Source organism: Bdellovibrio sp. GT3, assembly GCF_037996765.1.
Taxonomy (GTDB): Bacteria; Bdellovibrionota; Bdellovibrionia; order Bdellovibrionales; family Bdellovibrionaceae; genus Bdellovibrio.
Genome location: NZ_JBBNAD010000005.1, coordinates 746,085 through 769,514, shown reverse-complemented (window position 1 = coordinate 769,514; position 23,430 = coordinate 746,085). Strand labels below are relative to the sequence as shown.

The following is a 23,430-nucleotide window of genomic DNA, read 5'->3' as shown; positions in this document are numbered from 1 at the left end:
TGACCCGCCTTTATCCTTTATTCAGAGATAGTCGATCTCTGTGTGCCTTCATAATCTGTTCCAACTTTTCTGAACTTGGCTCGGACTTTAATTCCAGAGCCAACTGCTTTGCTTGATCGCGCAAGAAATTGTCGCGCACGCGCTTAAAGCAATCGCGCAGAAGCTTCGCCTCAGCTTCTTCATCAAATCCGGGGTCACCTTCACTGGCTGGTGCCTCTACAAATAATAATTCCGGATGATCTACATAGGAGACAAGGAGACTGGTCAATTTATCAAACTTATTTAAGTCTTGTCTATACACATCAGTCGCTTTTTCCAGGATCTTTTTCACTCCTGCATGAGCGATACTTGCCAGCACATTTTCATTCACAAACAGCTCAAAATTGGCACGACTTTTGAGTACCAATCCTAATAGCATAGCCTCGGCTTTTGAGGCTCCTTTGAGGGTGATTTTGCCACCTTCTACAGAGTCAGACGCTTGAGGGGCCGCTGTTTGGTTAGTTTGCTGAGCCCCTTGATTTGGCTGCACCGTCCTAGAGAAAGAGCTTCTGTTCTGCGAATATACAGGGCCGCTGCTTTGTAATCCCACAGCCTGACGGAGCCACGGCAGGGTCACATTCATCTTCTGCGCGGACTCAGCTAAGTACAAATCACGCAGGCGCTGATCTGGAATGACCTCAAAAAGTGGCTTCAGTTTATCTGCAAGCTTCACTTTTTCAGGAGCGTCACCACGGTAACCCTCCATCCAACGACCTAGGATCAACATGAAAAGATCAGGAGCACGGTCCAATTCAGCCTTCAGAGCCTCAGAGCCGTACTTCTTCACATAATCATCAGGGTCCATACTGTTCGGAAGAGTAAGTCCTTTGGGATACAAATCCGCTGCCAGCAGGATCGGCAAGCTGCGCTCAGCCGCTTCCATCCCCGCAGAATCCCCGTCAAACAGCGCGACCACATTGCGGGTCATGCGCTTAAGCATTTTACCGTGTTCCGGCGTCAAAGCCGTGCCCATGGTGGCTACTGAGTTTCTAATGCCTGCTTGGAACAGGGACACCAGATCCATATAACCCTCAACGATCAATGCCTGATCCTCAGAGCGAATATAGCGGGCCGTTTGCGACAGTCCGTAAAGCACACGGCCTTTGATAAAGACCGGCGTCTCGGGAGAATTCAGATATTTCGGTTCAGTTTCTTTTTTCTCTAAATAACGTCCACCGAAGGCAATGGGCTCACCCATTGGAGAAAAGATCGGGAACATCAAACGATCGCGGAAGATATCGAAGTAGCCTGGTTTGCCATTACGAGCCTTTACCAGACGCGCTTCTTCAGCCAAGGCCATCGGAACTTGTTTGTTCTGTAAAACGCGCTCCAAGCCGTCCCATTCAGCAATGGCATAACCAATACCGAAAGTGTCGATCACTTCCTGGGAAAGGCCACGGCTGGCGATATATTTCTTAACCGGGTGATCATTGGAAACGCGGCGAAGTTGCTCTGAAAAATAATCAGCAGCGAGCTTGTTTACTTTTAACAACGACTTCTTTTTATCAGCGGCCTGATCACGTTGTGGATCATGGGCTTCAGGAGCGGGAATTGGAATGCTGGCGCGGTTTGCAAGGTACTCAACAGCCTCAGGAAAGCTCATGCCCTGATAGTCGCGCAGGAATGAATACAAGTTACCACTCTTATGACAACCAAAGCAGTGGTAGACCTGCTTCACTTCTGAAACAGAGAACGACGCTGTTTTTTCAGCGTGATCTGGAAACGGACAACGCCCCATAAGGCCACTGCCGCTCTGTTTTAGCTGTGTGTATTGGGAGATGATATCGACGAGGTTATTCGCCTCGGACACTCTCTCAATAAAGTCTTGGGAAAAACGCATGTACCTTCCAAAGTTTCGTTCAAGTTTTACCTTGGGAACTCACTTGAACATGAGTCCCCGCAGGCTTTAGGCAAGGTCCAATTCTTCCGAGGAAAAACTAGGCTAGTTTGGCTTTGATAACTTCGCTTACAACTTTGTTGTCAGCAGCGCCACCGGCACGAGCGATGACTTCTTTCATCACCGGGCCCATGTCTTTAACAGTTTTCGCGCCAGTGGCAGCGATAACTTCAACAACAAGAGCTTCGATTTGCTCGCGGCCCATTTGTGCAGGCAAGTAAACTTCCAGAACTTTCAATTCTGCAGATTCTTGATCCACTAGATCCTGACGACCGGCTTGTTGGAATTGGTCGATGGATTCTTTACGTTGTTTAACTAATTTTTTTACGACGTTCATCACTTCTTCCGGAGTGATTGGGTCTGGGCGCATATCGATTTCACGATTTTTGATCGCCGCTTGCAGGCCACGAAGTGCTGTCAGCTTAAGTGATTCTTTTGCGATCATTGCGGCTTTAACATCAGCCATGATTTTGTCTCTGATTTCCATGAAAACTCCCTATGGTGATTATGACAAAAGGCGACTTTGTGGGTCGCCTCTTGTGAGTAAGAAACTATAATTCAATTAAGAACTATTCGCCCCAACCTTTACGAGATTTCTTAACAGCGCGCTTACGAGCTGCGATAGATTTCTTTTTAAGTCTTACAGAAGGCTTTTCAAAGTGTTCGCGTTTTTTAACTTCAGAAAGAATACCTGCTTTTTCGCAAGATTTTTTGAATTTACGGAACGCTGATTCAAAAGACTCACCGTCTTTGATTTTAACCATTGCCACGACAATCACCTGCCTTCCAATGTGGACGAAAGAGAGAAATAAGAATGAGAGTGTATAACAAAGAGGCAACAGAGGGGCAACCTCTCGAGGTCTTAATGCGGTGTATTATAATCTTTCCCTGCTGCTGCCCCTTAAAGTCTCGGATTATTGCACCACCAATAAATCTTATCTATTTAATTTTATTGAGCTTATTTAAGATAACGTTCTAAAATATCCCAATGAAGACGAGTCACGACCAAGACATTAAATGGATGCGCAAGGCTTTGGAACTTGCGCGCACAGCCGGTGAAAACGGCGAAGTACCTATTGGCGCTGTATTGGTCTCCCCAACCGGGGCACTTTTATCCAAAGCCGCGAATGTTCGCGAGACTCTTCATACTCCCCTGGGCCATGCAGAACTATTGTGCCTGCACAGAGCCGCCAAAAAACTTCAATCCTGGCGTTTGGAAGACTGCACTCTGTATGTGACCCTTGAGCCCTGCGTGATGTGCGCCGGTGCTATTCAGCAAGCGCGCGTGGGCCGCGTGGTTTATGCCGCGAAGGACGCCAAAGGTGGAGCGGTTGAAAGTCTTTATCACGTATTGAGTGATTCCCGATTGAATCATCAGGTGGCAGTTACAACGGGAGTTCTGGAAAAAGAATGTTCAGATTTGATCTCAGCCTTTTTTCAAGGCCGCCGTGATGAACAGAAATTGGTGAAATCTGAAAAGGTGTACCGCCATCGTGCTTCCGCGGTGGTGGTTTATAAGAGTAAACTTTTAGGTTTTCATGCTGAAGATCCAGTTTCCAAAAAGAAGTACTTCTTCCTGCCAGGCGGAAAGATTGACTCCGGCGAAACAGCCGCGACAACGGCTGTGCGCGAGACTTTGGAAGAAACTGATTATAAGATCAAAGTTTTTCCAGATACAGAATTCCGCCGCAAGTACGACTTCACTTGGAACGGAAAAAACCAGCCGTGCGATACAGTCTTCTATCTGGCGACCCTAAACGAACCTTGGCACGAGGTTCGCGAAGTTCAGGATGCTGACTATCATCGCGGCGTCGCGTGGATTGATTTGAAAGACGTCGACAAAATATTTTCATATGACAAAGACATTTTGTGGGCCGTGCAAAAGCTTACAAAAACTGCCCGTAAAATGAAACTTTAGGAGGCTTATGTTTTCTCTATTACTAACTGCCGCTTTAGCAGCTGCTCCGACTGAAAGTCCAACCCCTTCAGCGACACCCGCACAGACAGCGCCAGAAACAGCGACTGCAATCACTTTGTCTCCACAAAAAAGCGAGTTAAATCAACCCGAGACAAACAAATCATTGATCGAGATTTCTGCGAAGATTAATGCGCAATTGCCAGAAACCGAGAAGATCATCATTCCATCTCCAGGAAGTCGTCAGTTTTTCTCGCAACTCACGGTATTTACCAAATCCAAGAACACGACACAGACTGCAAAAAACTTTCTTAAGTTTTCAGACATGTCCCTGCAGGGCTGCAACGCCTATTCAGCAAGTGGTTTATCTTCACCCGTCATGACCGGCGCAATCGAAGCATTTGACATCACAAATGCACAAATCAAGCGTAAAGGCAGCCTGCAGGACTCACTAAAGCTGGCGCGTATTTCCCTAACCACGGCACAATGCAAAGGTCCGGTCATCGTGAATAGCATTGGTTTAAAATGGTTGGAAACCTCATTGGATACTTTGAAAACCATGAATCTGCGTCGTCTTAAAAAGGACGACAAAATGCGCTTAAAAGCCCTCCAAGAACAGGTTTTGGGTCTTGATTCCAAAGAGATTTTGGAAGAAGCCATGCGTTTCGAGGTTCTGACCTCATCTGCAGAAATCATGAAAACCATGGGTGAGGTTCCTCCAGCCCACGCTGAATCCCCTGAGGATGTATTTAATAATGCCCTGTTGCTGGATGAAGAAGGAAAACCACGTCAGATCACAATCGAAAAAAGCTCTGAGCTTGCCATGAAGCTTCTGCAAGCTGTGCATTCATCAAAGACTTACCAGTTTCCCGAGTATACGGCGGAAATCGACAGGCAAATTAAAGAAGGCCGCGACGGTATCGTTAAGGACCTGGATCTAAAAAGCGAAGGCATTACCAGCTACGAAAAATTTCAGGATGATGCCTTTATGGAAAATTTCGCAAAAAGACTGACTGCAGAACCTGATTTACTGAAACGGGTTAAAAGCAACTTGTCCAAAAACCCTGATGTTGCGACCCATCTGTTTCAAAACCATCTGGCGATTTTCAAGGTTTCACCCACGTTCTTGGATAAATTCAATGAGCGAATGATCGAAACACAAAAGAAAGCCAAAAGTTTGATTAAATAAAAAAAGGCGGAATCCGCCTTTTTATTCTTTCAACAAAATGTCTATGCTTCCAGTCGGTAGCCCAAAGAAGGCACCGCCACAATGCGACCATTGAACTTGGCAATTTTGCGCTTCAGATAGTTGATTTGGGAGTCCACGTTACGTGAAGTCACATCCGAGTCGCCCCAGATTTCGTTCAAACATTTTTCACGCGTGACCAGATTGTTTTTGTCAGCCACCAACAGCTTCAAAATATCAAACTGCTTCGGCGTTAAACTCACCTCTTCTGAATCAATGAAGATCTGACGGGACAAAAGATTCATTCTTAAGTTACCGGCGATCAACTCTGCCGTCACTTCCGGCTCTTTTTCCGCCAAACGGGCTTTGATTCTTAGAATAAGTTCTTTGACGTGAAATGGCTTTGAGATGAAATCATTTGCACCAGTTTCAAAGGCTTTGATTCGTTCATCGATAGTTGCGGCACCGGAGACAAAAATGATTGGTGTATTCTTGATTTCCGCCTGCTCACGAACTTCGCGGCAAACATCCACACCCAACATTCCTGGCATTTTATAATCCAAAAGGATCAGGTCCGGCTTTTGTTCGTTAATAAGTTGCATGGCCGACATGCTGTCCGACGTGTATTTGCAATCATAGGTAGAGCTTAGAATTTCTGACAAGAGCTTGCAGCTCTCCTCATAGTCATCGACTATGACGATTTTTTTCGCAGCCAAGGTCACCCCTACGTTCATGTTTGTTCCGTAATTCTGCATGTAAACAGGATACTTTTATCGAACAAAAATACAAGGACCCATAGGTCCAGAACTACATGCCCTTAAACGAAATTCCTTTTGCCTGTAAAATTTTTTTGACTGCGTCTCGCTTATCTCCCTGAATCTCAACCAAGCCGAATTTTTCTCCGATTGAATGAGATCCACCGACCCCACACTTGGCTTTCAATTCCTTTGCGAAACCTTTCAGGAACTCTTCGTTCCGCGGCAGTCCATCAAGTACGGTTACAGTCTTGCCCCCGCGACCGTTCTTTTCAAGACGAAATATAACAACGAACTTTTGTGAGGCGTCGTCCTCGGGACGACACTTACAATCGCTTTTAAGTTCTTTGCATTGAGGACAAACGACGTTGTCCTTGGGATCAGTGCTATACACCAGACGAGTATTTTTCATGAACTAACCAGAGCTCTCCTCAGTTGCGGGATTCGGGGATGGCCCTTCTCCGCTTAATTTGTGCTGAGTATACTCTTTTCCGTCGAATCTGAAAAGCTGTGGTGTTTCATCCATAATCGTCGCGATGTTCACCGGACGATTCCAAAGCTTGTAAACATTCTTCAACGTTTCGCTCATGAAGTCAGGTTGCATGTCGATACCCTCGTGAAGGTGATTCAACAACAACTCTCCTCTGTTTTCAAAGTTTGCATCCTCGATACGAATGATCGGCTGCCCAAAGTTAGTCATATGGAACAGCAACTGAGACTTGATCGCCTTAAAGTTACTGGTATCGACTTCAAACTTCTGTGTTTTCTTATTGAACTTATAAACGAACAATTTATTTCTGACACAAAAATCCTCGTTCAGAAATTGATCGATGAAAGTTACGTCATTGCATACTTTACGAACTTCAAAAATCTTGTCGCGCCCAAGTCCCAATTTTTTATCCCAGTGTTTGCGCTCTTTCACGTCATCACACTCTTCGAATTCGCGACCGAATTGACCTTTATTCCAGCGCTCCTCAATATCACGGAACAGTTCAATGCCCACTTTGTAGGGATTGTAACCGTTCGGAGCCATAGCCATCGTTCCCGCATGATGATCTGCAAAGTCGATAATCTCGGAATCATTTAAGATCTTGGTCGTCATCAACTTTGAATGCCAATATGAAGCCCAGCCTTCATTCATTGTTTTGGTCATACCTTGAGGAGCGAAATAGTACGCTTCGTCCCGGATAATGGTCAAAACATCCACCTGCCAATCAGCCAGGGGTGCGTGATGAATAAAGAAATTGAGGATGTCCTTTTCCGGCTCCTGCGGAAAGCGCTGAGCTTTCTCTTCGGCCTCGTTCTGCGCTCTGATTTTTTGCTCTTGAACGAAGGACGGCGGATTGATGTAGTCGCGCATGTAATCGCGCTCCACTTTCAACAGATAGTTTTTTTCCTGCGGTGGAGGTTGCGACTTAGTCACAGACTTTTCCACATAGGGAGAGTAACGATCGATCAGGTTTTCCAGACTTAAGCAAACATCAATAAAGTTTTCGACTGTGTCCTGACCATAGCGATCCATATAGCGGCGAATTCTTGTCGCGTGATTCGCCATTTGGTCCATCATTTTACGATTTGTTTTTGAAAACCAGATATTGTTCTTAAAGAAGTCACAGTGACCGTACACATGGGCCATCACCAGCTTCTGATCCATCATCGCATTGCCTTCCATCAGGTATGCGTAGCAAGGATCCGTGTTAATCACCATTTCATAGATTTTTGAAAGACCATATTCGTAGCTCTTGGAAAGATGCTCGTACTCCATACCGAATTTCCAGTGAGGATATCTGACTGGAAACCCGCCATAGGCAGCAAATTGAGAAATCTGATCATAAGTGATCAACTCGAAAATAGTTTCGAAGCAATCCAGCCCCGCATCCTTGGCGATCTGGCAAATGCGCTTTCGTTCTGCTTCTAATTCCGGGGTTAAGTTTGCCATGATTCCTCATCTCCAAAGGGTGGTTGCCCTTCCTAATAGGACTATTGAAGTGGACGTCGCGGTTAATCAGCGACCTTTGCCAAGGAAGTCTTTGATAGAATCCAGAATCTTGTCTCTGCTTTCGATTTGACTGAGAGTGATTCGTTCGTCCTCGCCGAATTCCTTTTGTAAGTCTTTTAAAAACTGACCACTGCCGTATTTACTTTCGACTTGGCCATAACCAAAGACGTTACAGTTAGGCAGGAAGAACTCCTGCAGCATCTTCACACAAAGACGCGTGTCCTCGCCGCTCCAGTTATCTCCGTCACTGAAGTGGAAGGGATAAATATTCCATTCATTCGTTGGATAATCCGCTTGGATGATCTCCTGACAAAGCTTGTAGGCAGAGCTGATCAAAGTACCGCCCGATTCGCTTGTTCTATAGAAAGTATCCTCGTCGACCTCTTTCGCGGCAGCATCATGGATAATGAAACGAGTCTCAAGACCCTTATAATGTTTCTTAAGCCACGTGTTGATCCAGAAGCTTTCCAGTCGAACGATTTCCTTTTGCTCCTCACCCATCGAGCCCGATACGTCCATCATATAAATGATGACCGCCTGGGTTTGTGGCTGATTCACTTTTTTAAAGGACTTGTACTTCATATCCCGACGGATCGGCAGCACCAGCGGCTCTTCCGCGTTGTAGGTTCCTGAACCGATCTGACGTTTCAATGCGCTTTTATATGAAGATTTAAAATGACGAAGTCCCTCAGGTCCCACCGGAGCGATGCCGGTAAACTTCGTTTTTAAAGAATCAATATTCTTGTGACCTTTGGGCTCGATGCGTGGCAACTGCAGCTTTTCGCCCAGGATTTCCGCAAGCTCTTCCATTGAAAGCTCAACTTCCACCATGTGTTCGCCAGGAGCCTCGCCCGCTTGACCTTGCCCGCCTTCGCCTGGATCACCAACATCCTGGCCCGGCTGGCCTTCACCTTGGCCGACACCACCAGACTGCTTGGGACCGTAACGGAAATTGGGAATATCAATGCGTGGAAGTGGGATTTTGACGTACTCATCCTCCCTCTTCCCAATCATCTCACCTTGCGATACGTACTTGCGAAGGTCTTCTTTGACCTTCCCCTTTACGATATCTCTAAATCGGTTTTGATCTTCCCGTATTGCCATTGTTATCTACTTTTCACATCGCCTCGGGCGAAGATACTTGCCACGTAATGCAGAACATCCGTCGCAGAGATCTCATCGTAACCGAAGTCTTTAATAAGACGCGTTTTAACGATATCAATCTTTTCCTGGGTATCTTTATCAACCGCATTGCTGACAAGGGTTGTAAGCTTGATCGAGTCTTTTTGGTCCTCAAAAAGCTTCAACTCAATTGCCTTGTGCAGGCGTTCGTTCATCTTGAAGTTGAATTTCTTCCCTTCAAGAGCCAGGGCACCAATGTAATTCATGATCTCACGACGGAAATCATCTTTACGGGACTCTGGGATCTCGATCTTATCTTCGATCGATCTCATCAAACGCTCATCCGGCTCCTCGTCATTTCCAGTGAACTGGTTACGAACGCGTTCCTTCTGAGTATAGGCTTTTACGTTATCAATATAGTTCGAGCACAATCTTGCCATCGCGCTTTCATCAGCGCTAATCGCACGTTGCACTTCGGCCTTGATGATCTCTTCGTATTCCTGCATCACGACACCCAAAAGCTCTTTGTATTCTGCTTTCAGTTCTTCGTTTGAAAGAAGCGAGTGACTCTTAAGACCTGATTCCAATTCCTTAAAGACCATGAACGGATTCACAGAACCTTTATTGGATTGCTGAGCATTCACCAGCGCATTGGAAAGTTTATCCTGGATATAACGGGCCGAAATACCTTCCAGACCTTCGCGTTGAGTTTCCTTACGAAGCTCGCGCACGTTGTCTTCAGTGTAGTTCGGTAGCGTTTTACCATTATATAGTTTCAATTTTTGCAAACGAGTCAGATTTGCTTTCTTCGGTTTTTCCAGGCGAGTCAGGATCGCCCACATCGCTGCCATCTCTACCGTGTGAGGGGCAATGGAAATGCCGCGTACTTTCTGGGAGTTGAAATCACGTTTATAGATGTTGATCTCATCCTTCCAGCGAGTGATATACGGAATGTCGATCTTAACCGTACGGTCACGAAGGGCTTCCATGAATTCATTGTCTTGCAAACGACGGTACTCGGGCTCATTGGTGTGACCAATAATCACTTCGTCGATATGAGTTTGCGCAAACTTCTTAGGCTTAACTCTGTGTTCCTGTGATGCTCCCAAAAGGTCATACAGGAAGGCCACATCAAGCTTTAGAACCTCGACGAATTCAATCATACCGCGATTGGCAACGTTGAACTCCCCGTCAAAGTTAAATGCACGAGGATCTGAGTCAGAACCGTATTCTGCAATCTTACGGTAATTGATATCACCTGTAAGCTCTGTGGAGTCCTGATTCTTTTCGTCTTTAGGTTGGAAAGTACCGATACCTATGCGATCAGCTTCGGAAACAAACAGACGTCTTACACGCACGTGTTTTAGCACGCTCATCAGATCGCCGTCGTAATGCTCCATTAAATGTTTAAAGATAAAGCGCGAAGGAGGCGAAAGCTCACCATCCACATGCACACGGAAGGAGCCTTCCTGTCCCTTGTTGATTTGCTCATAAAGGGAATTGCGCATTTCTTCCGGAATCAAAAGCAATGGCTCTTCATTCATTGGCGAAGGGAAAACTTTTACGTCTTTGCCCAACAAACCTTTGAGTTCATTCTTTTCATCAATCCATTCGAAAGTGTAAAGCGCACCTTGCGGCTGGTGAGAATATCTCTCCAAACCTTTCTTCAACATACGGCAGATTGTGGACTTGGCACTTCCCACCGGTCCGTGAAGCAGGATCACACGTTTCTCAGTACCGTAACCCAATGAGGCGGATTTCAGTACATTCACCAATTTCATCAACTGCACATCAAGTCCGAAGACCGCGTCTTTGCCGTTGTTGAATTGGTCGCTGAAAAACTTATAGCGCACGACTTCTTTTTTGAAATCAAGGTACGTTTCCGTACCTTCTTCAATAATCATGTCGAACATGCGTTGATAAGCATTTCTGGTTATTTTTGGATTAGCTTTGACGAGATCCAAGTACTCAGAGAAAGTACCGCTCCAATGTTCTTTAGCATTGACGCTGGAGTTCTGCCAGTTGCTGATCAGCGAGTGAAGGTCAATCTTAGAGGACATAATACTCTCCCCGGTGACTTGTGACACACCTACCTTCCTTAGATTATGCCTCAATACTAGACGGTTAACGAGTTTTTTAATTTATTTGTATTGCCTTGAAACCATCAGGTTGTTTCAGAGTGAATGTCTCTGGTTTGAACTGGACCTCGGTCTGGGGAGCTTTAAACAGCCACTGCATTTCAAATTGCGGAGCCGTAATTACAACTTTCTTCTGTCCTTCTGTTCTATCTTTCCAGTCAACTCGAATAGAGCGCTGTTGATTCTCACAACTCTTAATCAATTTGGAGATATCTTGTTCACAAGTCCAACCTGGGCCGCGCACAGGTTCATCGAATGCGATATTGGCCAAATTCATTGGGTGCAAACTCAACCCGATTATACGCTCTATGGACTTTTCAGAGTTCTTTCCATAATAGAATTCTTTTCTGGGATAGATGGCATAAGCAATTTCTTTGGGAGACATAACCAATGATGCCACCTGGAATCCCATTATCGCCGTGACATCCAGACGAACCCTTTGGTTCTTGATCGCAAGCATATCAATAGACACGGACTGACTCTTGTTGGCCTTCATATCACGAATCATTGCTTTGGTTTGCCACTCGGCCTTCACCAACGGTCCTTCAACAACTGGTTTCGTTGCACAGGCATTTAATAGTAATGCCGCAATTAGAATTGAAAGACCCTGCATCAATGATATTAATTGTCGCCAAAGAATTTTCATTCCCTTAGCATAGGGAAATGCAATCAGTTAAACAAGCTTTGATCATGTTCCGCACAAATTGGAAGGACAGCCTAATATTAGGAGTCCTTGCTACACTATTTACCTTTTTCTCTCAGATTGTTCCAGTCATAGGCGCACTTTTAATCTCTGTGGGACTTTTGATTTTTCAAGAGCTGGCAAATCTGCGCTTGCAAAAAGGCCGCTGGGAGCGTGATTTTACTCATTTGCAAAAAGAATGGGTTTCATGGCTGGTAACAGCTGTGATTCTGATGCCTACCGGAATTCTAATGGGCTCTGCATTTGGCATCATTCACAGTCCGCAACCTATCGCGCAATCATTGCCTGCGGGCTTTGGCTTGATGGCTTTGGGTGTGTTCTTCTATTTCATCCTGACTCACGGTTTGAATCTGCAACTTGAAACTCATCAGGGAATTGCCAAGTCGTTGGATCGTGCCGCCTTGAGTTCGGTTAGAAATCTCGGGCCATATGTTGCTGCCACTCTGGTTATCGCAGCCGCTTTGGTCATCGCGACATATTTGCGCGGCTACGGACTGATCCTGGCATTACCCTTAATGTTCTTTACGTGTTTTTACCTGTACATGCAGATGAAGAAAAAAAACGCCTTCGATAAAAAATAAAAAAAGCCCACCGAAGCGGGCTTTAAGATTCTCCAAATTTCCGACCAAGGAATTATTTTGCCGAGCTATCCGCTGCCACAGGTGTTGTGTTAGTGGAAGCTGGCAATCTTGGAGAACCCATTTCTTGTCTTTCAATAGCAGTGATCTTAGCGCGAATTTCCTGAACCTTTTGCTTGTCGGTTTCCAGGTCCGCAGCTTTGCGATACATTTTCTTCGCTTTATCAACCATGGATTGTCTGTAGTATGCATCACCCAAGTGCTCAGCAATAATGCTGACTGTGCCTTGATATTTGTGTGCTGCTTCAAGGAACTTGATTGATTCAGTGACTTTATCCTGCTTGTACAGGATCCAACCCAAAGTATCCAGCACATAGCCATCTTTAGGTTCAAGTTCGATTGCACGACGAGCCAGTTTTTCCGCCTCATCCAAATTCTTGTTCATTTCCGCCCATGTGAAAGCCAGGTAGTTCATACCTTGTACATGGTTTGGATCCAACTCCAGAACCTTTTGCATTTCAGAGACAACAATGTCCTTGTTACCCAAGCGATCATTGATCGTTCCAAAGTAGAATCTTAGCTGTGCGTTCTCTGGGAACTTCGCAAGACCTTGCTCCAATACTTTTGCAGCAGTCTTTACATCGTTCTTTTCATCCAACAAAGAAGCATACATTGCATACACTTGTGGTTGATCCGCGCGTTCTTTCAAACCGCTCGCCGCCAACTCAATCGCCTCGTTCAAACGACCCAACCCCTTAAGAAGGTAAGCCGCATGCACCACAGATTCACCATAGTACTGGCTAGTTGTTGGAATTTTTTTAAACTCGCGAACCGCTTTTTCCGCCTGACGGGTTTCTTCATAAACTGCGGCAAGATAGAAACGGATTTTGTCTGATTCAGGAGCTTCTTTAAGAATATCCTCAAGCTTGCTCACCGCCACGTCATAGCGTTTTTGCTCGATCAGGATCAGCGCCATTTTCATTTTGATATTCAATGGCTCGTCAGAGTTTTGCTCCAACACTTCCAATTGATCATAAGCCAGATCGTAGCGACCCTGCTCGATGTATGTTTGCGCCAACACGTCCGCTATTTTCGGACTTGGAGTGTTTTCCTTCTGGTAAGTGCGGTACAAAGTCAGGGCTTTTTCATCCTGTTTTTGTTTTGAATACAACATACCCAAAGTCAGAACACAGTCTGCAAAATCAGATTTTATTTTCAACGCTGTCTTGAAGGATTGCTCCGCCGCTTTTTGATATTTCTCTTCCGGCTGTTCCATGCGCACGCGGCCGATGTAGTAGTGAGCCAGATATGGCGTCACGTACTCTGGATTCTTCAACAAAGATTCAAAGTACTTCACGGCCTTGTCGGATTGCTTTTGCTCGGAATACAAAGCACCAATGTACAGAGGCGCTTCCGTGTTCGTCGGCGAAAGCTTCATAACCTGCTGATACTGATCCATCGCTTTCGGATACAGCTTCATGGAAGAATACAATCCTCCCAGCAACAAGTGTGCGTCGATATTTTTTGGATCTTTCTTTGTGGCCTCTTCTGCCTGAGCCAAAGACTCAGAGATCATGCCCAGTTTCAAAAACTCTGCAGCCAAACGCATGTTCACAGTTGGAGAGTTCTGATCGTAAACCAAGGTCATCTTGAATGACTCAATTGCTTTGTTGGCATTGCCTTCCAAAGCATACGCCTCACCCATTGCAAAATAATAGTCTGCTTGAGTGCGCATGTAGAGTGGATCAAGAGTCGCTTGTCCATCTTTTGTGCTAATCGGAGGTGGAGTTAATGATGCCGGTGCTCTGTTGCGATCGTTAAAGGAAGCCTCATAATAAGGTGCTTTATCAGAATCTTGTGACGTGAAAGTCGCACACGCAGTCAGAGAAAGTAGAAGCGTTGCGATTGTTCCGGTCCTAGTAATCAGAAGCATGGGATCTCCTTGGTCACTAGGCTGTTCGGTGCGATGTGGAAAAACCTTGATGTACGGGGTCAATAACGCGACCCATGGACAGGGAGGGAAAGTCTAGTTCTGAGTCATGCTCAAGACCACTCCGACATCATCACCGCCGAAGCTGGGTTGGCCGGTGACTTTCGTGTTTTCGTCTTCCAGAGCTTTGCTTTCCACTTTGGAGTTCGGACCTGATGACCAAACTACGATACGGATATTCGAACTTCGCTCTGCATTTGGCAGCACGCGGTAGTGATATGGCTGACCCCAAGGGTCAGTTCCCATCGTTCCGGTCTCACGAAGGCTGTCTAAAGGCTCAGCTGCAGGGGCCACGGAAGCCGGCAAACGGCCTCCAGAAGGCACTTTCGGCAGCGCAGAAACCTTTGTCGCCTCGCGGTAAATTTGTACAACTTGGTAACCCACGACCTCTGCTTTCTGCAGGGCGGCTTTGGTCTCGGCGTCTTGTGCGGACTGGTTCCAGGGGGAGGCAATGATGGTAGCCGAGAAGCCCACCAGCCCCAGTAAAGTCAAAACTCCTGATGACTTAAACTCTTGTTTTTTCTCATGTTTCATTAAATTACCACCCGCAACGTGATCGACCTTTATTACGTTTCGGAGGCTTTAAAAGAAAACTTTAGACAAAGGTCTTAGAAATATGTGCAAAAAACAAACAAGGGTTTAAACTTGTGCCCTTTCTCATTTAGGTCCTTTTTAACGCCTAGAGTCTTTTCTTTTGATCTGAGGACCGCTTGACAAGGCATGGCACCGGGGATAGGTTGCGCCCATCGACAGGGGGACGTGCTGAATACTTTAGCACATATCTCATTGGATATTTTGGGTAAATTTCAAATTGGGAGGCACTTTTGATCAACCAAAACGAAACAATGACATCTAAGCCAAACTCTAAAGTTAAGATCATCAAGCGTTATCAGAATCGTAAACTTTATGACACACAACAAAGCTGCTACGTGACTTTGGACGACATCGCTAAAATGATTCGTACAAACGAAGAAGTAATGGTTATCGATAATAAATCTAAAAACGATATCACTGCTGCAACTTTGACTCAGATCATCTTTGAAGCTGAAAAGAAAGCATCTCAATACGCTCCTCTTTTCACACTTCGTGAAATCATCCAAAATGGCAACGGCAGCATTTCTGGCTACCTAGCTAAACTTGGTGCATTCCCTCAAGACTACATGACTAAGCAACAAGTAAACACAGTTGTTGAAAATGCGTCTGCGGAAATGAAACAAAACTTGGAAAACCGCGTTGCTACTGCTGCAACTCGCTACAACACAGACACTACTGCTAAAGTAGCTGCTGAAAAAGCGACTGTTCTTCCAGGTCTTCAACAAGACGAAGAAACTCCGAATCTTCCGGGTTCATCTCTTGGTTTGAATAACTAGTTCTGTTTCGACAGAATAGTTTAAAGGGGCTCAGCTTAGGCTGGGCCTTTTTTTTGCGAGGACGCTGTCCTATTTTACGGAACGCCAGACGATGAAGTTTTTCTGACCTGGCTTGATCACGACTTTTTGATTGAACAGGGCTTCACCCATCGGAACGCCCGCCACGTCCAAACCTTCAAGATTGAATTTGTACTCGCCGGCTTTTAATGGAACCCGGATAATTTGAATTGTCTGAGGTAGAGTTGACCACTGACGAAGATCCGCGCGGTCTGCCAGATTCATGGCCAGAAAAGTCAGATCTCCCAAAAGTTGATTCTGCTGACGAACTTGATCTGCAAGAACCGCCTTGGTTGCAATTCCGGCCAGTCTTTTCGCAATCAAAATTCCGTGATCATCATTCAAAGTTTTAATCGCGGCAGCTTGCACATCATAAATGACGTGGCTTTGATAAGATCCTTCGCCATCAATGGTCAGGCGCGATGACTTGGCGATACTTGGCGTGGGGTACAACGCCGGAAGACGATACTCATTTTGAGCTGCATATTTTCGCGGCCCCCAACCCTGTTGGTAAATAATTACCAACTCCCCCATGGACTTATTATACCAGTCGGGATTTTCGCTCACTTCGGGAAACTTTTTTTTCCAGTCTTTGTAAGCATCCGGACGACGCGCCAGTTTTGCGGAACGAATCAGATCAGCACCAATATCCGGAATGGTCGGATCCAATTTGTAAGTTTCCTGGTACGCGATGTAGGCATCATCATAGGAACGATCCGCTTCCCAAATAAGAGCTGACAGATATTTGCTGAATGGGTTCAGCTCAAATTTCTGTTTTTCTTCCTGGCGGTACTTTTGATATTTTTCATTGATTCGACGAGCCTCCACCAAGGCGTCATCTAACTTGCCGATTTCCAAAAAGTTCATCGCCAGATACGCGTTGATGAAGATCTTTTCAAAAGTATCGCCTTTATACTGAACCATTTCCTGGCTTAGCGCCAAAGACCCTGCCACCCGTGAAACTGATTGATAATCAACTTGTTCTGACAAGCGATCGGCACGCAGCAATGTTGTATTACTTTCAGGAATATTACCGGCAACCTGCAAGGCAACGCCATAATCCAGTAAGTAAACCAACTGATCTCCATCAGCGGTGTTTGCCAGCGGCTCAAGTTCTTTTAGTGCTTTGTCGGAATCCCCGGAAACCAGATATGTACGGGCTTTGTCCACCTTACCCTGGTAAGTGGCGCATCCGGAAAGCAGCAGAATAAAAAAAAGACCCACAGATCCTGTGAGTCTTTTGATGGAAATAGTCATTACAACCCGATTGATTTTTTCTTAAATACTTTACGGATTTGTTTTTGATCAGACCAAGTGATCATGCTTGTTTTCAGGTTCGTCAAATTCAAAGTCAGTTTGTAGTACACAGACTTGTCTTTGCCGACTTCCTGAACGATGGAATCCAAACGTCCGTTGATGATGAAGTCTGCGCCAACTTGGCCGCCTGGGCCTTTTTTGGATTCAGCACTTGTCATACCAGAGTTCTGATAATTGTATTCGTCAGCGATATCGCCACGCGCTTCTTTATCGATGAAACCCACTCTGCCAGTTTTCATCAACTCAACACGGATCATGTCCATGATGCTTTGAGTGTCGATGTGTTCGCTGGTTTTATTCTGCAAACCCGTCACCATAACAACTGGCGTTCTTTTAGCTTGAGAAATTGCAGGTGACTGCATTGCACTTGCAACCAAATCCTGAACAGCTTTTTGCATGTCGGTTTCAGACCATTGATCGTTCAACAGATTTTCTCTGCTAACATCATCGTAATCACCTTTGGTGAAAGCTTTTGGACCGCAGCTGGCAAGTGCCAACATTGAAACAGCCATTGCAGTAACTAGGAAACTCTTGATCATAAAGATACCCCTTATATTCCTCGACAAGTCTATGCCGAGCCATCGTCACACGCAAGTCCTGCCCGTATGCCCCACGAACGCCGTCCATTATTCGTTCGTCGCTGTACGGCAATGAATAGATGAGATAAGTAAGCATATTGCAGATTCTCGACGCATGACCGAAATCACCTGTAGCTCAGATGCGTTTGAAATACTGAAAACACATATCAACCCCTATGCAGAAGAACTGTGGATCGTTGCGTTGAGTCCTCAATTGCAGGTTATTTCCAAAGAGATGATTTTCCGCGGCACCGCGGACTATTGCCCTGTCCACCCTCGAGATGTGTTTCGTTTTCTGATTCAGAAAAATGCCAGTTCTTTCATGATGGCACATAATCATCCCAGCTCCAGTCTTGAGCCATCACTTCAGGACTTTGCCATCACCCGAAAAATGCATGCCTGCGGCAAACTGTTTCAGATTCCTCTACTCGACCATTTGATTCTTAGCGAAAAGAATTACTACAGCATGGCTGATCATGGATTTTTTAAGAATTTAAAAAAGAGCTCGCGTTGGGATTAACTCTAGAAACTACTGAACAGCGCCACCATCAGCATTGAAGATATCGACTGTGCCCGGTTTACGATTGAGCGGTGTCACTTTGCGGACACGATATTGATCGTCCAAGATAACATTGTAACCGCCCTTGGCTGCGTTCTCCACAAACTGACGGGCGTATTCTTTTTTATATGCTTCCGTATAAGCAGCATCCTGCTCGGCATTGAATAGTTCCCTTTGAATCACATCATGAGGATTCAATGGAACACCTTCACCACGCTCCCCGCGACCTAACAAACTTGCGGTTTCAGCAGATTTGGAATCATTGGAAAGATCCAATCCAGAATCATCCGGATTGTATGTGGCCTGGGGCTTGGTTCTGTTAAAATCAGATGCGGCAGAGTTTTCAATCTCCATACGGCGACGCTGAAATTCGATTTGCTCGTTGGTCAGCATCAGATGGCGATTTACTGACTTTTCCATGGCAGGATTTTTCACAGCAGCCGAAGTCGCCTTTTTATCTGACTCAGTTCCCAACGACAACAATACCAGCAGACCCGCACCCAAAAACAGGAGCAGTGCTAAAAGTTTGTTGTTATCATTTTGAGATTTTTCCTGTGCCATCAATTAACGTATCGGCTGGGACGTCTTGTTTTTAAAGGTTTTCGCTCTTAGATTTGCTTTGTTTCAGGAATGCCTTTTTCCTGAACTGGCGGATAGACCGGCAGGATCACGATAAACTCGGTACCCACACCCACCTCAGATCTAACTTGTACTTCTCCACCGTGATTTTGCACGATTCCATAGGAAATACTCAGCCCCAAACCAGTTCCCTGACCCACACCTTTGGTCGTGAAAAATGGATCAAATATTTTATCGATGGTCTCGGGGCTCATGCCTTTACCACTGTCTTGAATTGAGATTTGTACCCAACCCGCTTTGCTTCTGCTGTCTTTTCCGGACTTATAATCCTTCAACGGCATCGTGGAAATCCACACGTGCCCAGCGCCATCGATAGCCTGAACTGCATTGGACAGGATATTCATAAAGACCTGATTAATCTGGCTGGCATAACAGTGAATATGCGGCGTCGGCTCATACTGACGATGAATTTCCACACGACCTTTGATTTCACCCTGCAACAGATTCAATGTTGTATCCAGGCTTTGATGCAAATCGATCTCTTGCAGCTTAGCCTCTTCCAAGCGGGAGAAGTTTCTTAAGCCAAGAACAATATCGCGTGTGCGACGAGCGCCATCCTGACATGAGGAAATTAGTTTCGGCATATCCTTTACGATATAATCAAACTCGTATTCCTCTTTCAAACCCGGAAGCTTGGATGGATCCTTTTCTGCGGAATCGACCAACTTGATCAGTTTGTCGCCGTAGTCTTTTAGATAAGTCATGTTGGAGTAAATAAATCCAATTGGATTATTCAACTCATGCGCCACGCCGGCAACCAACTGACCCAGGCTGACCATTTTTGCAGAGTGAACCAGCTTGGTTTGCGTATCTTTCAATTCACGATTCGCAGACTCAAGTTCCGTGATTTTTTTTCTAAGATCCGAACGAGCCGTCCAGATTTTCTTACTCATTTCGTTGAAACTTTCAGTCAGCAATCCAATTTCCGTATCGTTCTTAACCGGGATGGTGACAGCCTGCTCTTGCGATTCGAATGACTGTAGAGCCGCCACCAGGTCATACAATGGTTTCAAAACCCAGTTTGAAGTTACCAGTATCGTCATAATCAACAACAACACCACGGCCCCAACGACTGTCATAAATGCGATATTTACGTTTCTAAGAACTGCCGCGGACTCACTCTTTGAAGCACCTAAAGCCAGATAGAATTTGGAAATGCCCCAATCCACCGGATACACCAGGAATCCATAGGGATTGCCTCTGACATTCAAATCAAAGAATGCATCTTTAACCGGGCGGAAATAGTTTTTAAAGAAACCTTTTTTATACAGATAGAAATCGGGATGGCTAGCGGCGACCAGATCCCCGCTGTCTTTAATCAGGATCAATTCCAGCTTCAGACGATTTTTGATTCGGGTCAAAAAGGCCTGATTCAAATCAATCACTTGCTCCATGTAACCAATCAGACGACCGCTGTTATTCTTCACCTGTGAAATCACGATAAGATTCAGCTTGCGACCATCACTGTATTCAGCAACACCGATGTCTGCTTTGGTCTTAACCTCTTCCATGTACTTGGCCGAAAGGAATACGGCTTCTTTACCCGGCATGAAGTTACGAATAACGCCTTTGTCGTCCTTAAAGACCGATGCAAGCATGCGTCCTTCGCGATTGAAAAACGTCAAACTTGAAGTATCGTCTGCACGAATCCACGTGCTCGCGACGTTGCGAACCGTGTTTCCATCACCCATCGCAAGGTGATAAGTCAAACTTGGATCGCGCATGTAGCGTTCGCGACGCTGTTGCAGTGTGGTTCTGAATTCATTGATGATGTTCTCAACTTCGCGGGCATTGCCCGTCAGACGTTGAGTCAGCTCATGATCGATGGCCTTCTCATATTTGACCATTGAATAGTACGTAACAAAGGCCAGTGGCACCACGGAGAATAAAAGAGACCATACGATTAGAATCGTACGCAATGATCTCTTTGGTTTCCGTCTTAAGGTTTTCACTTTTTGTCTTCGTCCACGGTGATAATCAGACGGATAATTCCGTCTGGCATTACGCGCGGATGTTTTTCCTTGATCAGATTAACTTTGCCGTAAGTACCAAGGAAGTTCGTCAAATCCTGGTATTTTGCCGCAGGTAATGTGAAGTGATAATAAGTGGATGTCGGTGATTTCTGCCAACCCAGCTCAACCGAACCGGCTTTTCGTCCACCCAGCTCTTTGATCTTTTCAGTGATCTTGGGACCCACAACTGAAAGATTGGTCAGAGCAATTTCTCCACGATACAAGTGTCCACCGGATGCAACAGCAGATGAATCCTCTTCAGCTTCGTTTTTTGCGACTGCCGCCGCCGCTGTTGTCGCCGTTTTCGTTGGCGCCACAGATGGAACCGCCGCCACCGCAGCCGCAGGAGTGGCTTTCACTTCCGCCGTAGGCATTGGTTTCGGTACTTGAAGTGGTTTGTCTGTTTTTGGTTCTTCGTCCACAAATTGAGGCTTATCCTCATACTGAGCGACTTTTTCAGTTTTGCTAACTTCAGAAAGCACGACCTCTTTGCTGCCACCACTCATTCCGATTTGCAGAACTTTTTGCCAAGGAGCCACCGTCAACAAAGTAACTATCACACCCACAACAACCAATGCTTCCAATCCCCATTTCAAACCCTGAGGCCAGCGATCGAAATTTGATTTTTGCATCAGTACAGTCAGGTAAGTGGACGGCGTATTAATTTGCTCGATAATCGGTTGCGAAACAATGGTGCTTGCCAGCTGTTTTGCATAAACTTCGCCGTTTTGGATTTTATTCAGATCCAACTGAGCATCACGCGAAAACTTCACGTGATCTTCGACGGCTAATTTTCTTTCTTCGTCCAAGACACCGGACAAATAGTCATAAAGCAGCTCGTGGCCGATAAAAGGAGACATCTCCCTTTTGCCTTTTTTAGAAAGAGTCAATTTACCCTCTTGCTGTGACATGCTTTAGCTTACCCATTCCTTGAGTCATAGTGCCCAGCTTGCGTAATGCCCGGCCCAAACGATAGCGAATCGTACCTTGAGTGATCCCAAGACCTTCCGAAATATCATTGTCTTCAATTTTCAAAATTTTTGACCAGATCACCGTAAGAAGTTCATCCTCGGACGCTGTCTTCTGAAACTCACGCCAAGGCCCCAAATCAACGCCCTCTGGAATTAGCCAGCCAGATTCAACGGTCGTATTTGGACGACCGCGCGTGACTCTTACTTTAAATTTGTCCCAAGTGATTTTGGTTGCCGCTACCAAAGCGACAGGATTGGAAAGTTCAGGATTTCTTTTCTTTTTATCCCGACAAAGGGCTAGCGCTTGAGTTGAAGCTTCGATCGCCCTTCTGTCATCTAGTAAAGCAAAGTAGAAAAACAAGGCGATCGATTGAATGTCGGCTTCGGTCATGTACTTCCTAATATAAGTAGAATGACCCTTATGTTAGTCGACTGTCAGCTGTCTGAGAAGGTCCAATTGGTCTAGAACTTTGCCTGAACCCATAACTACGCAGCTCAATGGATCTTCTGCGATAGAAACCGGCAATCCAGTACGCTCTCTTAGAAGAACGTCCAGGTTCGCAAGCAATGCACCACCACCTGTGAGAACAATTCCGTTATCTACGATATCAGAAGCAAGCTCTGGTGGAGTCTTTTCAAGAGCGGTACGAACAGCATCAACCACTTCAGACAATGGATCCATCAAGGCATCGTTAACTTGAGAGCTTGTGATCTCGATTGTTTTCGGAGCACCAGCAACCAGGTCACGACCTTTGATTTCCATCGTTTTTTCTTCTTCGAATGGATATGCGTTACCGATTTGGATTTTGATGTTTTCAGCAGTTCTATCACCGATCAACAAGTTGAACTGACGGCGAACGTAATTGATGATCGCTTCGTCAAATTTGTCGCCCGCTACTTTGATGGATTTACAGTAAACGATACCACCCAAAGAAATAACCGCGACACCTGTTGTACCACCGCCCATATCGACAACCATGTTGCCTGATGGTTCAGTGATCGGAAGACCTGCACCGATAGCTGCTGCCATTGGTTCTTCGATCAAGTAAACTTCACGAGCACCTGCAGATTGTGCAGCTTCTTTTACCGCACGTTTTTCCACCTGAGTGATTCCGTAAGGAACGCAGATGATGATACGAGGACGGATGAAAGATTTTTTCTCGCCCAAAGATTTACCGATGAAATATTTAAGCATGGATTGAGTCACTTCAAAGTCAGCGATAACACCGTCTTTGATTGGGCGAATTGCCACGATAGAACCTGGAGTTCTGCCTAGCATGTGCTTAGCTTCTTTACCGACTGCCAGTACGCGATTTTGCATACCACGATAGTTCTTCTGAACTGCTACAACTGAAGGTTCATCAAGAATGATACCGCGACCCTTTACATAAACGAGAGTGTTGGCTGTGCCCAAATCGATGGCGATATCATTGGAAAAATAGTCTTGTACTTTGTCAAAAAAACTCATGCTGAATCTCTCTCAAGGAAATTTCATTGTGTGATTTCGTCTACAAGTCTAGGGAGATTGAAAAGCAGAGTCAATACTGATATTTAGGCCCTTCGGCGAGTGTTTTTTGACGCGCTACTCCGATGAGGCCGGAATGA

General features: G+C 45.5%; 23 protein-coding genes. 5 read left to right on the top strand and 18 right to left on the bottom strand.

Annotated elements, in window-relative coordinates; genetic code table 11:
* Nucleotides 1-10 precede the first annotated feature (10 nt).
* The 3 genes from dnaG to rpsU all read right to left on the bottom strand — a co-directional run bounded on the left by dnaG (nucleotide 11) and on the right by rpsU (nucleotide 2,706).
* A complete protein-coding gene (gene dnaG / locus AAAA73_RS11110; RefSeq protein ID WP_340598376.1) occupies nucleotides 11-1,879 on the bottom strand; it encodes a DNA primase in 1,869 nt (622 codons plus the stop codon).
* Nucleotides 1,880-1,976: 97 nt separating this feature from the next.
* The gene (locus AAAA73_RS11105) at nucleotides 1,977-2,423 is read right to left on the bottom strand and encodes a GatB/YqeY domain-containing protein (RefSeq protein WP_340598375.1); all 447 of its coding nucleotides are present in this window, start codon (nucleotides 2,421-2,423) and stop codon (nucleotides 1,977-1,979) included.
* Between the two features lie 82 nt (nucleotides 2,424-2,505).
* On the bottom strand, nucleotides 2,506-2,706 hold the full coding sequence (gene rpsU / locus AAAA73_RS11100; protein ID WP_088617237.1) for a 30S ribosomal protein S21: 201 nt from the start codon (nucleotides 2,704-2,706) through the stop codon (nucleotides 2,506-2,508).
* Between the two features lie 218 nt (nucleotides 2,707-2,924).
* Between rpsU and tadA the strand changes: the two genes are divergently transcribed.
* Together tadA and AAAA73_RS11090 are read left to right on the top strand one after the other, a co-directional pair.
* Entirely contained in the window at nucleotides 2,925-3,854 is a 930-nt protein-coding gene (tadA, locus tag AAAA73_RS11095) for a tRNA adenosine(34) deaminase TadA (RefSeq protein WP_340598374.1), read from the top strand.
* Nucleotides 3,855-3,861: 7 nt separating this feature from the next.
* On the top strand, nucleotides 3,862-5,040 hold the full coding sequence (locus AAAA73_RS11090) for a hypothetical protein (protein ID WP_340598373.1): 1,179 nt from the start codon (nucleotides 3,862-3,864) through the stop codon (nucleotides 5,038-5,040).
* Between the two features lie 41 nt (nucleotides 5,041-5,081).
* On the opposite strand, the gene AAAA73_RS11085 is transcribed toward AAAA73_RS11090, so the two are convergent.
* From AAAA73_RS11085 to AAAA73_RS11060, 6 genes are all read right to left on the bottom strand, one after another.
* On the bottom strand, nucleotides 5,082-5,792 hold the full coding sequence (locus AAAA73_RS11085) for a response regulator transcription factor (protein ID WP_340598372.1): 711 nt from the start codon (nucleotides 5,790-5,792) through the stop codon (nucleotides 5,082-5,084).
* A 52-nt stretch (nucleotides 5,793-5,844) separates the two neighbouring features.
* Entirely contained in the window at nucleotides 5,845-6,204 is a 360-nt protein-coding gene (locus AAAA73_RS11080) for a translation initiation factor (protein ID WP_340598371.1), read from the bottom strand.
* A 3-nt stretch (nucleotides 6,205-6,207) separates the two neighbouring features.
* On the bottom strand, nucleotides 6,208-7,731 hold the full coding sequence (locus tag AAAA73_RS11075; protein ID WP_340598370.1) for a SpoVR family protein: 1,524 nt from the start codon (nucleotides 7,729-7,731) through the stop codon (nucleotides 6,208-6,210).
* A 66-nt stretch (nucleotides 7,732-7,797) separates the two neighbouring features.
* Complete coding sequence (locus tag AAAA73_RS11070; protein WP_340598368.1) at nucleotides 7,798-8,895, bottom strand: DUF444 family protein; 1,098 nt, start codon at nucleotides 8,893-8,895, stop codon at nucleotides 7,798-7,800.
* Nucleotides 8,896-8,897: 2 nt separating this feature from the next.
* A complete protein-coding gene (locus AAAA73_RS11065) occupies nucleotides 8,898-10,973 on the bottom strand; it encodes a PrkA family serine protein kinase (RefSeq protein ID WP_340598367.1) in 2,076 nt (691 codons plus the stop codon).
* Nucleotides 10,974-11,049: 76 nt separating this feature from the next.
* Complete coding sequence (locus AAAA73_RS11060) at nucleotides 11,050-11,697, bottom strand: hypothetical protein (RefSeq protein ID WP_340598366.1); 648 nt, start codon at nucleotides 11,695-11,697, stop codon at nucleotides 11,050-11,052.
* Nucleotides 11,698-11,714: 17 nt separating this feature from the next.
* On the opposite strand from AAAA73_RS11060, the gene AAAA73_RS11055 reads away from it, so the two are divergent.
* Nucleotides 11,715-12,335: a hypothetical protein gene (locus AAAA73_RS11055; RefSeq protein WP_340598365.1), complete on the top strand. Its 621-nt coding sequence runs from the start codon at nucleotides 11,715-11,717 to the stop codon at nucleotides 12,333-12,335.
* 52 nt (nucleotides 12,336-12,387) lie between these two features.
* Here the strand turns inward: AAAA73_RS11055 and AAAA73_RS11050 are convergent, their stop codons facing one another.
* Both AAAA73_RS11050 and AAAA73_RS11045 read right to left on the bottom strand, forming a co-directional pair.
* Nucleotides 12,388-14,265, bottom strand: coding sequence for a tetratricopeptide repeat protein (locus AAAA73_RS11050; protein WP_340598364.1), 1,878 nt, complete (start codon nucleotides 14,263-14,265; stop codon nucleotides 12,388-12,390).
* A gap of 93 nt (nucleotides 14,266-14,358) precedes the next feature.
* Nucleotides 14,359-14,856 (bottom strand): hypothetical protein, encoded by a 498-nt coding sequence (locus tag AAAA73_RS11045; protein ID WP_340598363.1) that lies wholly within the window; start codon nucleotides 14,854-14,856, stop codon nucleotides 14,359-14,361.
* Between the two features lie 311 nt (nucleotides 14,857-15,167).
* Here AAAA73_RS11045 and AAAA73_RS11040 point away from each other — a divergent pair, with 311 nt between their 5' ends.
* The gene (locus AAAA73_RS11040) at nucleotides 15,168-15,692 is read left to right on the top strand and encodes a polyhydroxyalkanoate synthesis regulator DNA-binding domain-containing protein (RefSeq protein WP_340598362.1); all 525 of its coding nucleotides are present in this window, start codon (nucleotides 15,168-15,170) and stop codon (nucleotides 15,690-15,692) included.
* Between the two features lie 69 nt (nucleotides 15,693-15,761).
* Here AAAA73_RS11040 and AAAA73_RS11035 read toward each other — a convergent pair whose 3' ends face one another.
* Nucleotides 15,762-17,006: a COG3014 family protein gene (locus AAAA73_RS11035; RefSeq protein WP_340598361.1), complete on the bottom strand. Its 1,245-nt coding sequence runs from the start codon at nucleotides 17,004-17,006 to the stop codon at nucleotides 15,762-15,764.
* On the bottom strand, nucleotides 17,006-17,605 hold the full coding sequence (gene lpoB / locus AAAA73_RS11030; protein WP_340598360.1) for a penicillin-binding protein activator LpoB: 600 nt from the start codon (nucleotides 17,603-17,605) through the stop codon (nucleotides 17,006-17,008). The genes AAAA73_RS11035 and lpoB overlap by 1 nt, the downstream gene beginning before the upstream one ends.
* Nucleotides 17,606-17,759: 154 nt before the next feature.
* Between lpoB and AAAA73_RS11025 the strand changes: the two genes are divergently transcribed.
* Nucleotides 17,760-18,164, top strand: coding sequence for a JAB domain-containing protein (locus AAAA73_RS11025; RefSeq protein WP_340598359.1), 405 nt, complete (start codon nucleotides 17,760-17,762; stop codon nucleotides 18,162-18,164).
* Between the two features lie 9 nt (nucleotides 18,165-18,173).
* Here AAAA73_RS11025 and AAAA73_RS11020 read toward each other — a convergent pair whose 3' ends face one another.
* From AAAA73_RS11020 to AAAA73_RS11000, 5 genes are read right to left on the bottom strand one after another with little or no spacing between them, the layout of a single operon-like run.
* Nucleotides 18,174-18,764, bottom strand: coding sequence for a hypothetical protein (locus AAAA73_RS11020; protein WP_340598358.1), 591 nt, complete (start codon nucleotides 18,762-18,764; stop codon nucleotides 18,174-18,176).
* A 47-nt stretch (nucleotides 18,765-18,811) separates the two neighbouring features.
* A complete protein-coding gene (locus AAAA73_RS11015; RefSeq protein WP_340598357.1) occupies nucleotides 18,812-20,761 on the bottom strand; it encodes a HAMP domain-containing sensor histidine kinase in 1,950 nt (649 codons plus the stop codon).
* 29 nt (nucleotides 20,762-20,790) lie between these two features.
* Complete coding sequence (locus tag AAAA73_RS11010) at nucleotides 20,791-21,765, bottom strand: zf-HC2 domain-containing protein (protein ID WP_340598355.1); 975 nt, start codon at nucleotides 21,763-21,765, stop codon at nucleotides 20,791-20,793.
* Complete coding sequence (locus AAAA73_RS11005; protein ID WP_340598354.1) at nucleotides 21,746-22,216, bottom strand: hypothetical protein; 471 nt, start codon at nucleotides 22,214-22,216, stop codon at nucleotides 21,746-21,748. Before AAAA73_RS11005 ends, AAAA73_RS11010 begins: the two co-directional genes overlap by 20 nt.
* Nucleotides 22,217-22,249: 33 nt before the next feature.
* A complete protein-coding gene (locus AAAA73_RS11000; protein ID WP_340598353.1) occupies nucleotides 22,250-23,293 on the bottom strand; it encodes a rod shape-determining protein in 1,044 nt (347 codons plus the stop codon).
* Nucleotides 23,294-23,430: the final 137 nt, after the last annotated feature.

What these genes read in the sequence shown, in the direction of transcription:
- AAAA73_RS11070 (WP_340598368.1), bottom strand. Translation starts at nt 8,895, where the DNA reads ATGGCAATACGGGAAGATCAAAACCGATTTAGAGATATCGTAAAGGGG.
- AAAA73_RS11035 (WP_340598361.1), bottom strand. Translation starts at nt 17,006, where the DNA reads ATGACTATTTCCATCAAAAGACTCACAGGATCTGTGGGTCTTTTTTTT.
- AAAA73_RS11090 (WP_340598373.1), top strand. Translation starts at nt 3,862, where the DNA reads ATGTTTTCTCTATTACTAACTGCCGCTTTAGCAGCTGCTCCGACTGAA.
- tadA (WP_340598374.1), top strand. Translation starts at nt 2,925, where the DNA reads ATGAAGACGAGTCACGACCAAGACATTAAATGGATGCGCAAGGCTTTG.
- AAAA73_RS11040 (WP_340598362.1), top strand. Translation starts at nt 15,168, where the DNA reads ATGACATCTAAGCCAAACTCTAAAGTTAAGATCATCAAGCGTTATCAG.
- AAAA73_RS11060 (WP_340598366.1), bottom strand. Translation starts at nt 11,697, where the DNA reads ATGAAAATTCTTTGGCGACAATTAATATCATTGATGCAGGGTCTTTCA.
- AAAA73_RS11065 (WP_340598367.1), bottom strand. Translation starts at nt 10,973, where the DNA reads ATGTCCTCTAAGATTGACCTTCACTCGCTGATCAGCAACTGGCAGAAC.
- lpoB (WP_340598360.1), bottom strand. Translation starts at nt 17,605, where the DNA reads ATGATCAAGAGTTTCCTAGTTACTGCAATGGCTGTTTCAATGTTGGCA.
- AAAA73_RS11055 (WP_340598365.1), top strand. Translation starts at nt 11,715, where the DNA reads ATGCAATCAGTTAAACAAGCTTTGATCATGTTCCGCACAAATTGGAAG.
- AAAA73_RS11045 (WP_340598363.1), bottom strand. Translation starts at nt 14,856, where the DNA reads ATGAAACATGAGAAAAAACAAGAGTTTAAGTCATCAGGAGTTTTGACT.
- AAAA73_RS11025 (WP_340598359.1), top strand. Translation starts at nt 17,760, where the DNA reads ATGACCGAAATCACCTGTAGCTCAGATGCGTTTGAAATACTGAAAACA.
- AAAA73_RS11020 (WP_340598358.1), bottom strand. Translation starts at nt 18,764, where the DNA reads ATGGCACAGGAAAAATCTCAAAATGATAACAACAAACTTTTAGCACTG.
- AAAA73_RS11105 (WP_340598375.1), bottom strand. Translation starts at nt 2,423, where the DNA reads ATGGAAATCAGAGACAAAATCATGGCTGATGTTAAAGCCGCAATGATC.
- AAAA73_RS11085 (WP_340598372.1), bottom strand. Translation starts at nt 5,792, where the DNA reads ATGCAGAATTACGGAACAAACATGAACGTAGGGGTGACCTTGGCTGCG.
- AAAA73_RS11075 (WP_340598370.1), bottom strand. Translation starts at nt 7,731, where the DNA reads ATGGCAAACTTAACCCCGGAATTAGAAGCAGAACGAAAGCGCATTTGC.
- dnaG (WP_340598376.1), bottom strand. Translation starts at nt 1,879, where the DNA reads ATGCGTTTTTCCCAAGACTTTATTGAGAGAGTGTCCGAGGCGAATAAC.
- AAAA73_RS11050 (WP_340598364.1), bottom strand. Translation starts at nt 14,265, where the DNA reads ATGCTTCTGATTACTAGGACCGGAACAATCGCAACGCTTCTACTTTCT.
- AAAA73_RS11080 (WP_340598371.1), bottom strand. Translation starts at nt 6,204, where the DNA reads ATGAAAAATACTCGTCTGGTGTATAGCACTGATCCCAAGGACAACGTC.
- AAAA73_RS11000 (WP_340598353.1), bottom strand. Translation starts at nt 23,293, where the DNA reads ATGAGTTTTTTTGACAAAGTACAAGACTATTTTTCCAATGATATCGCC.
- AAAA73_RS11010 (WP_340598355.1), bottom strand. Translation starts at nt 21,765, where the DNA reads ATGTCACAGCAAGAGGGTAAATTGACTCTTTCTAAAAAAGGCAAAAGG.
- AAAA73_RS11005 (WP_340598354.1), bottom strand. Translation starts at nt 22,216, where the DNA reads ATGACCGAAGCCGACATTCAATCGATCGCCTTGTTTTTCTACTTTGCT.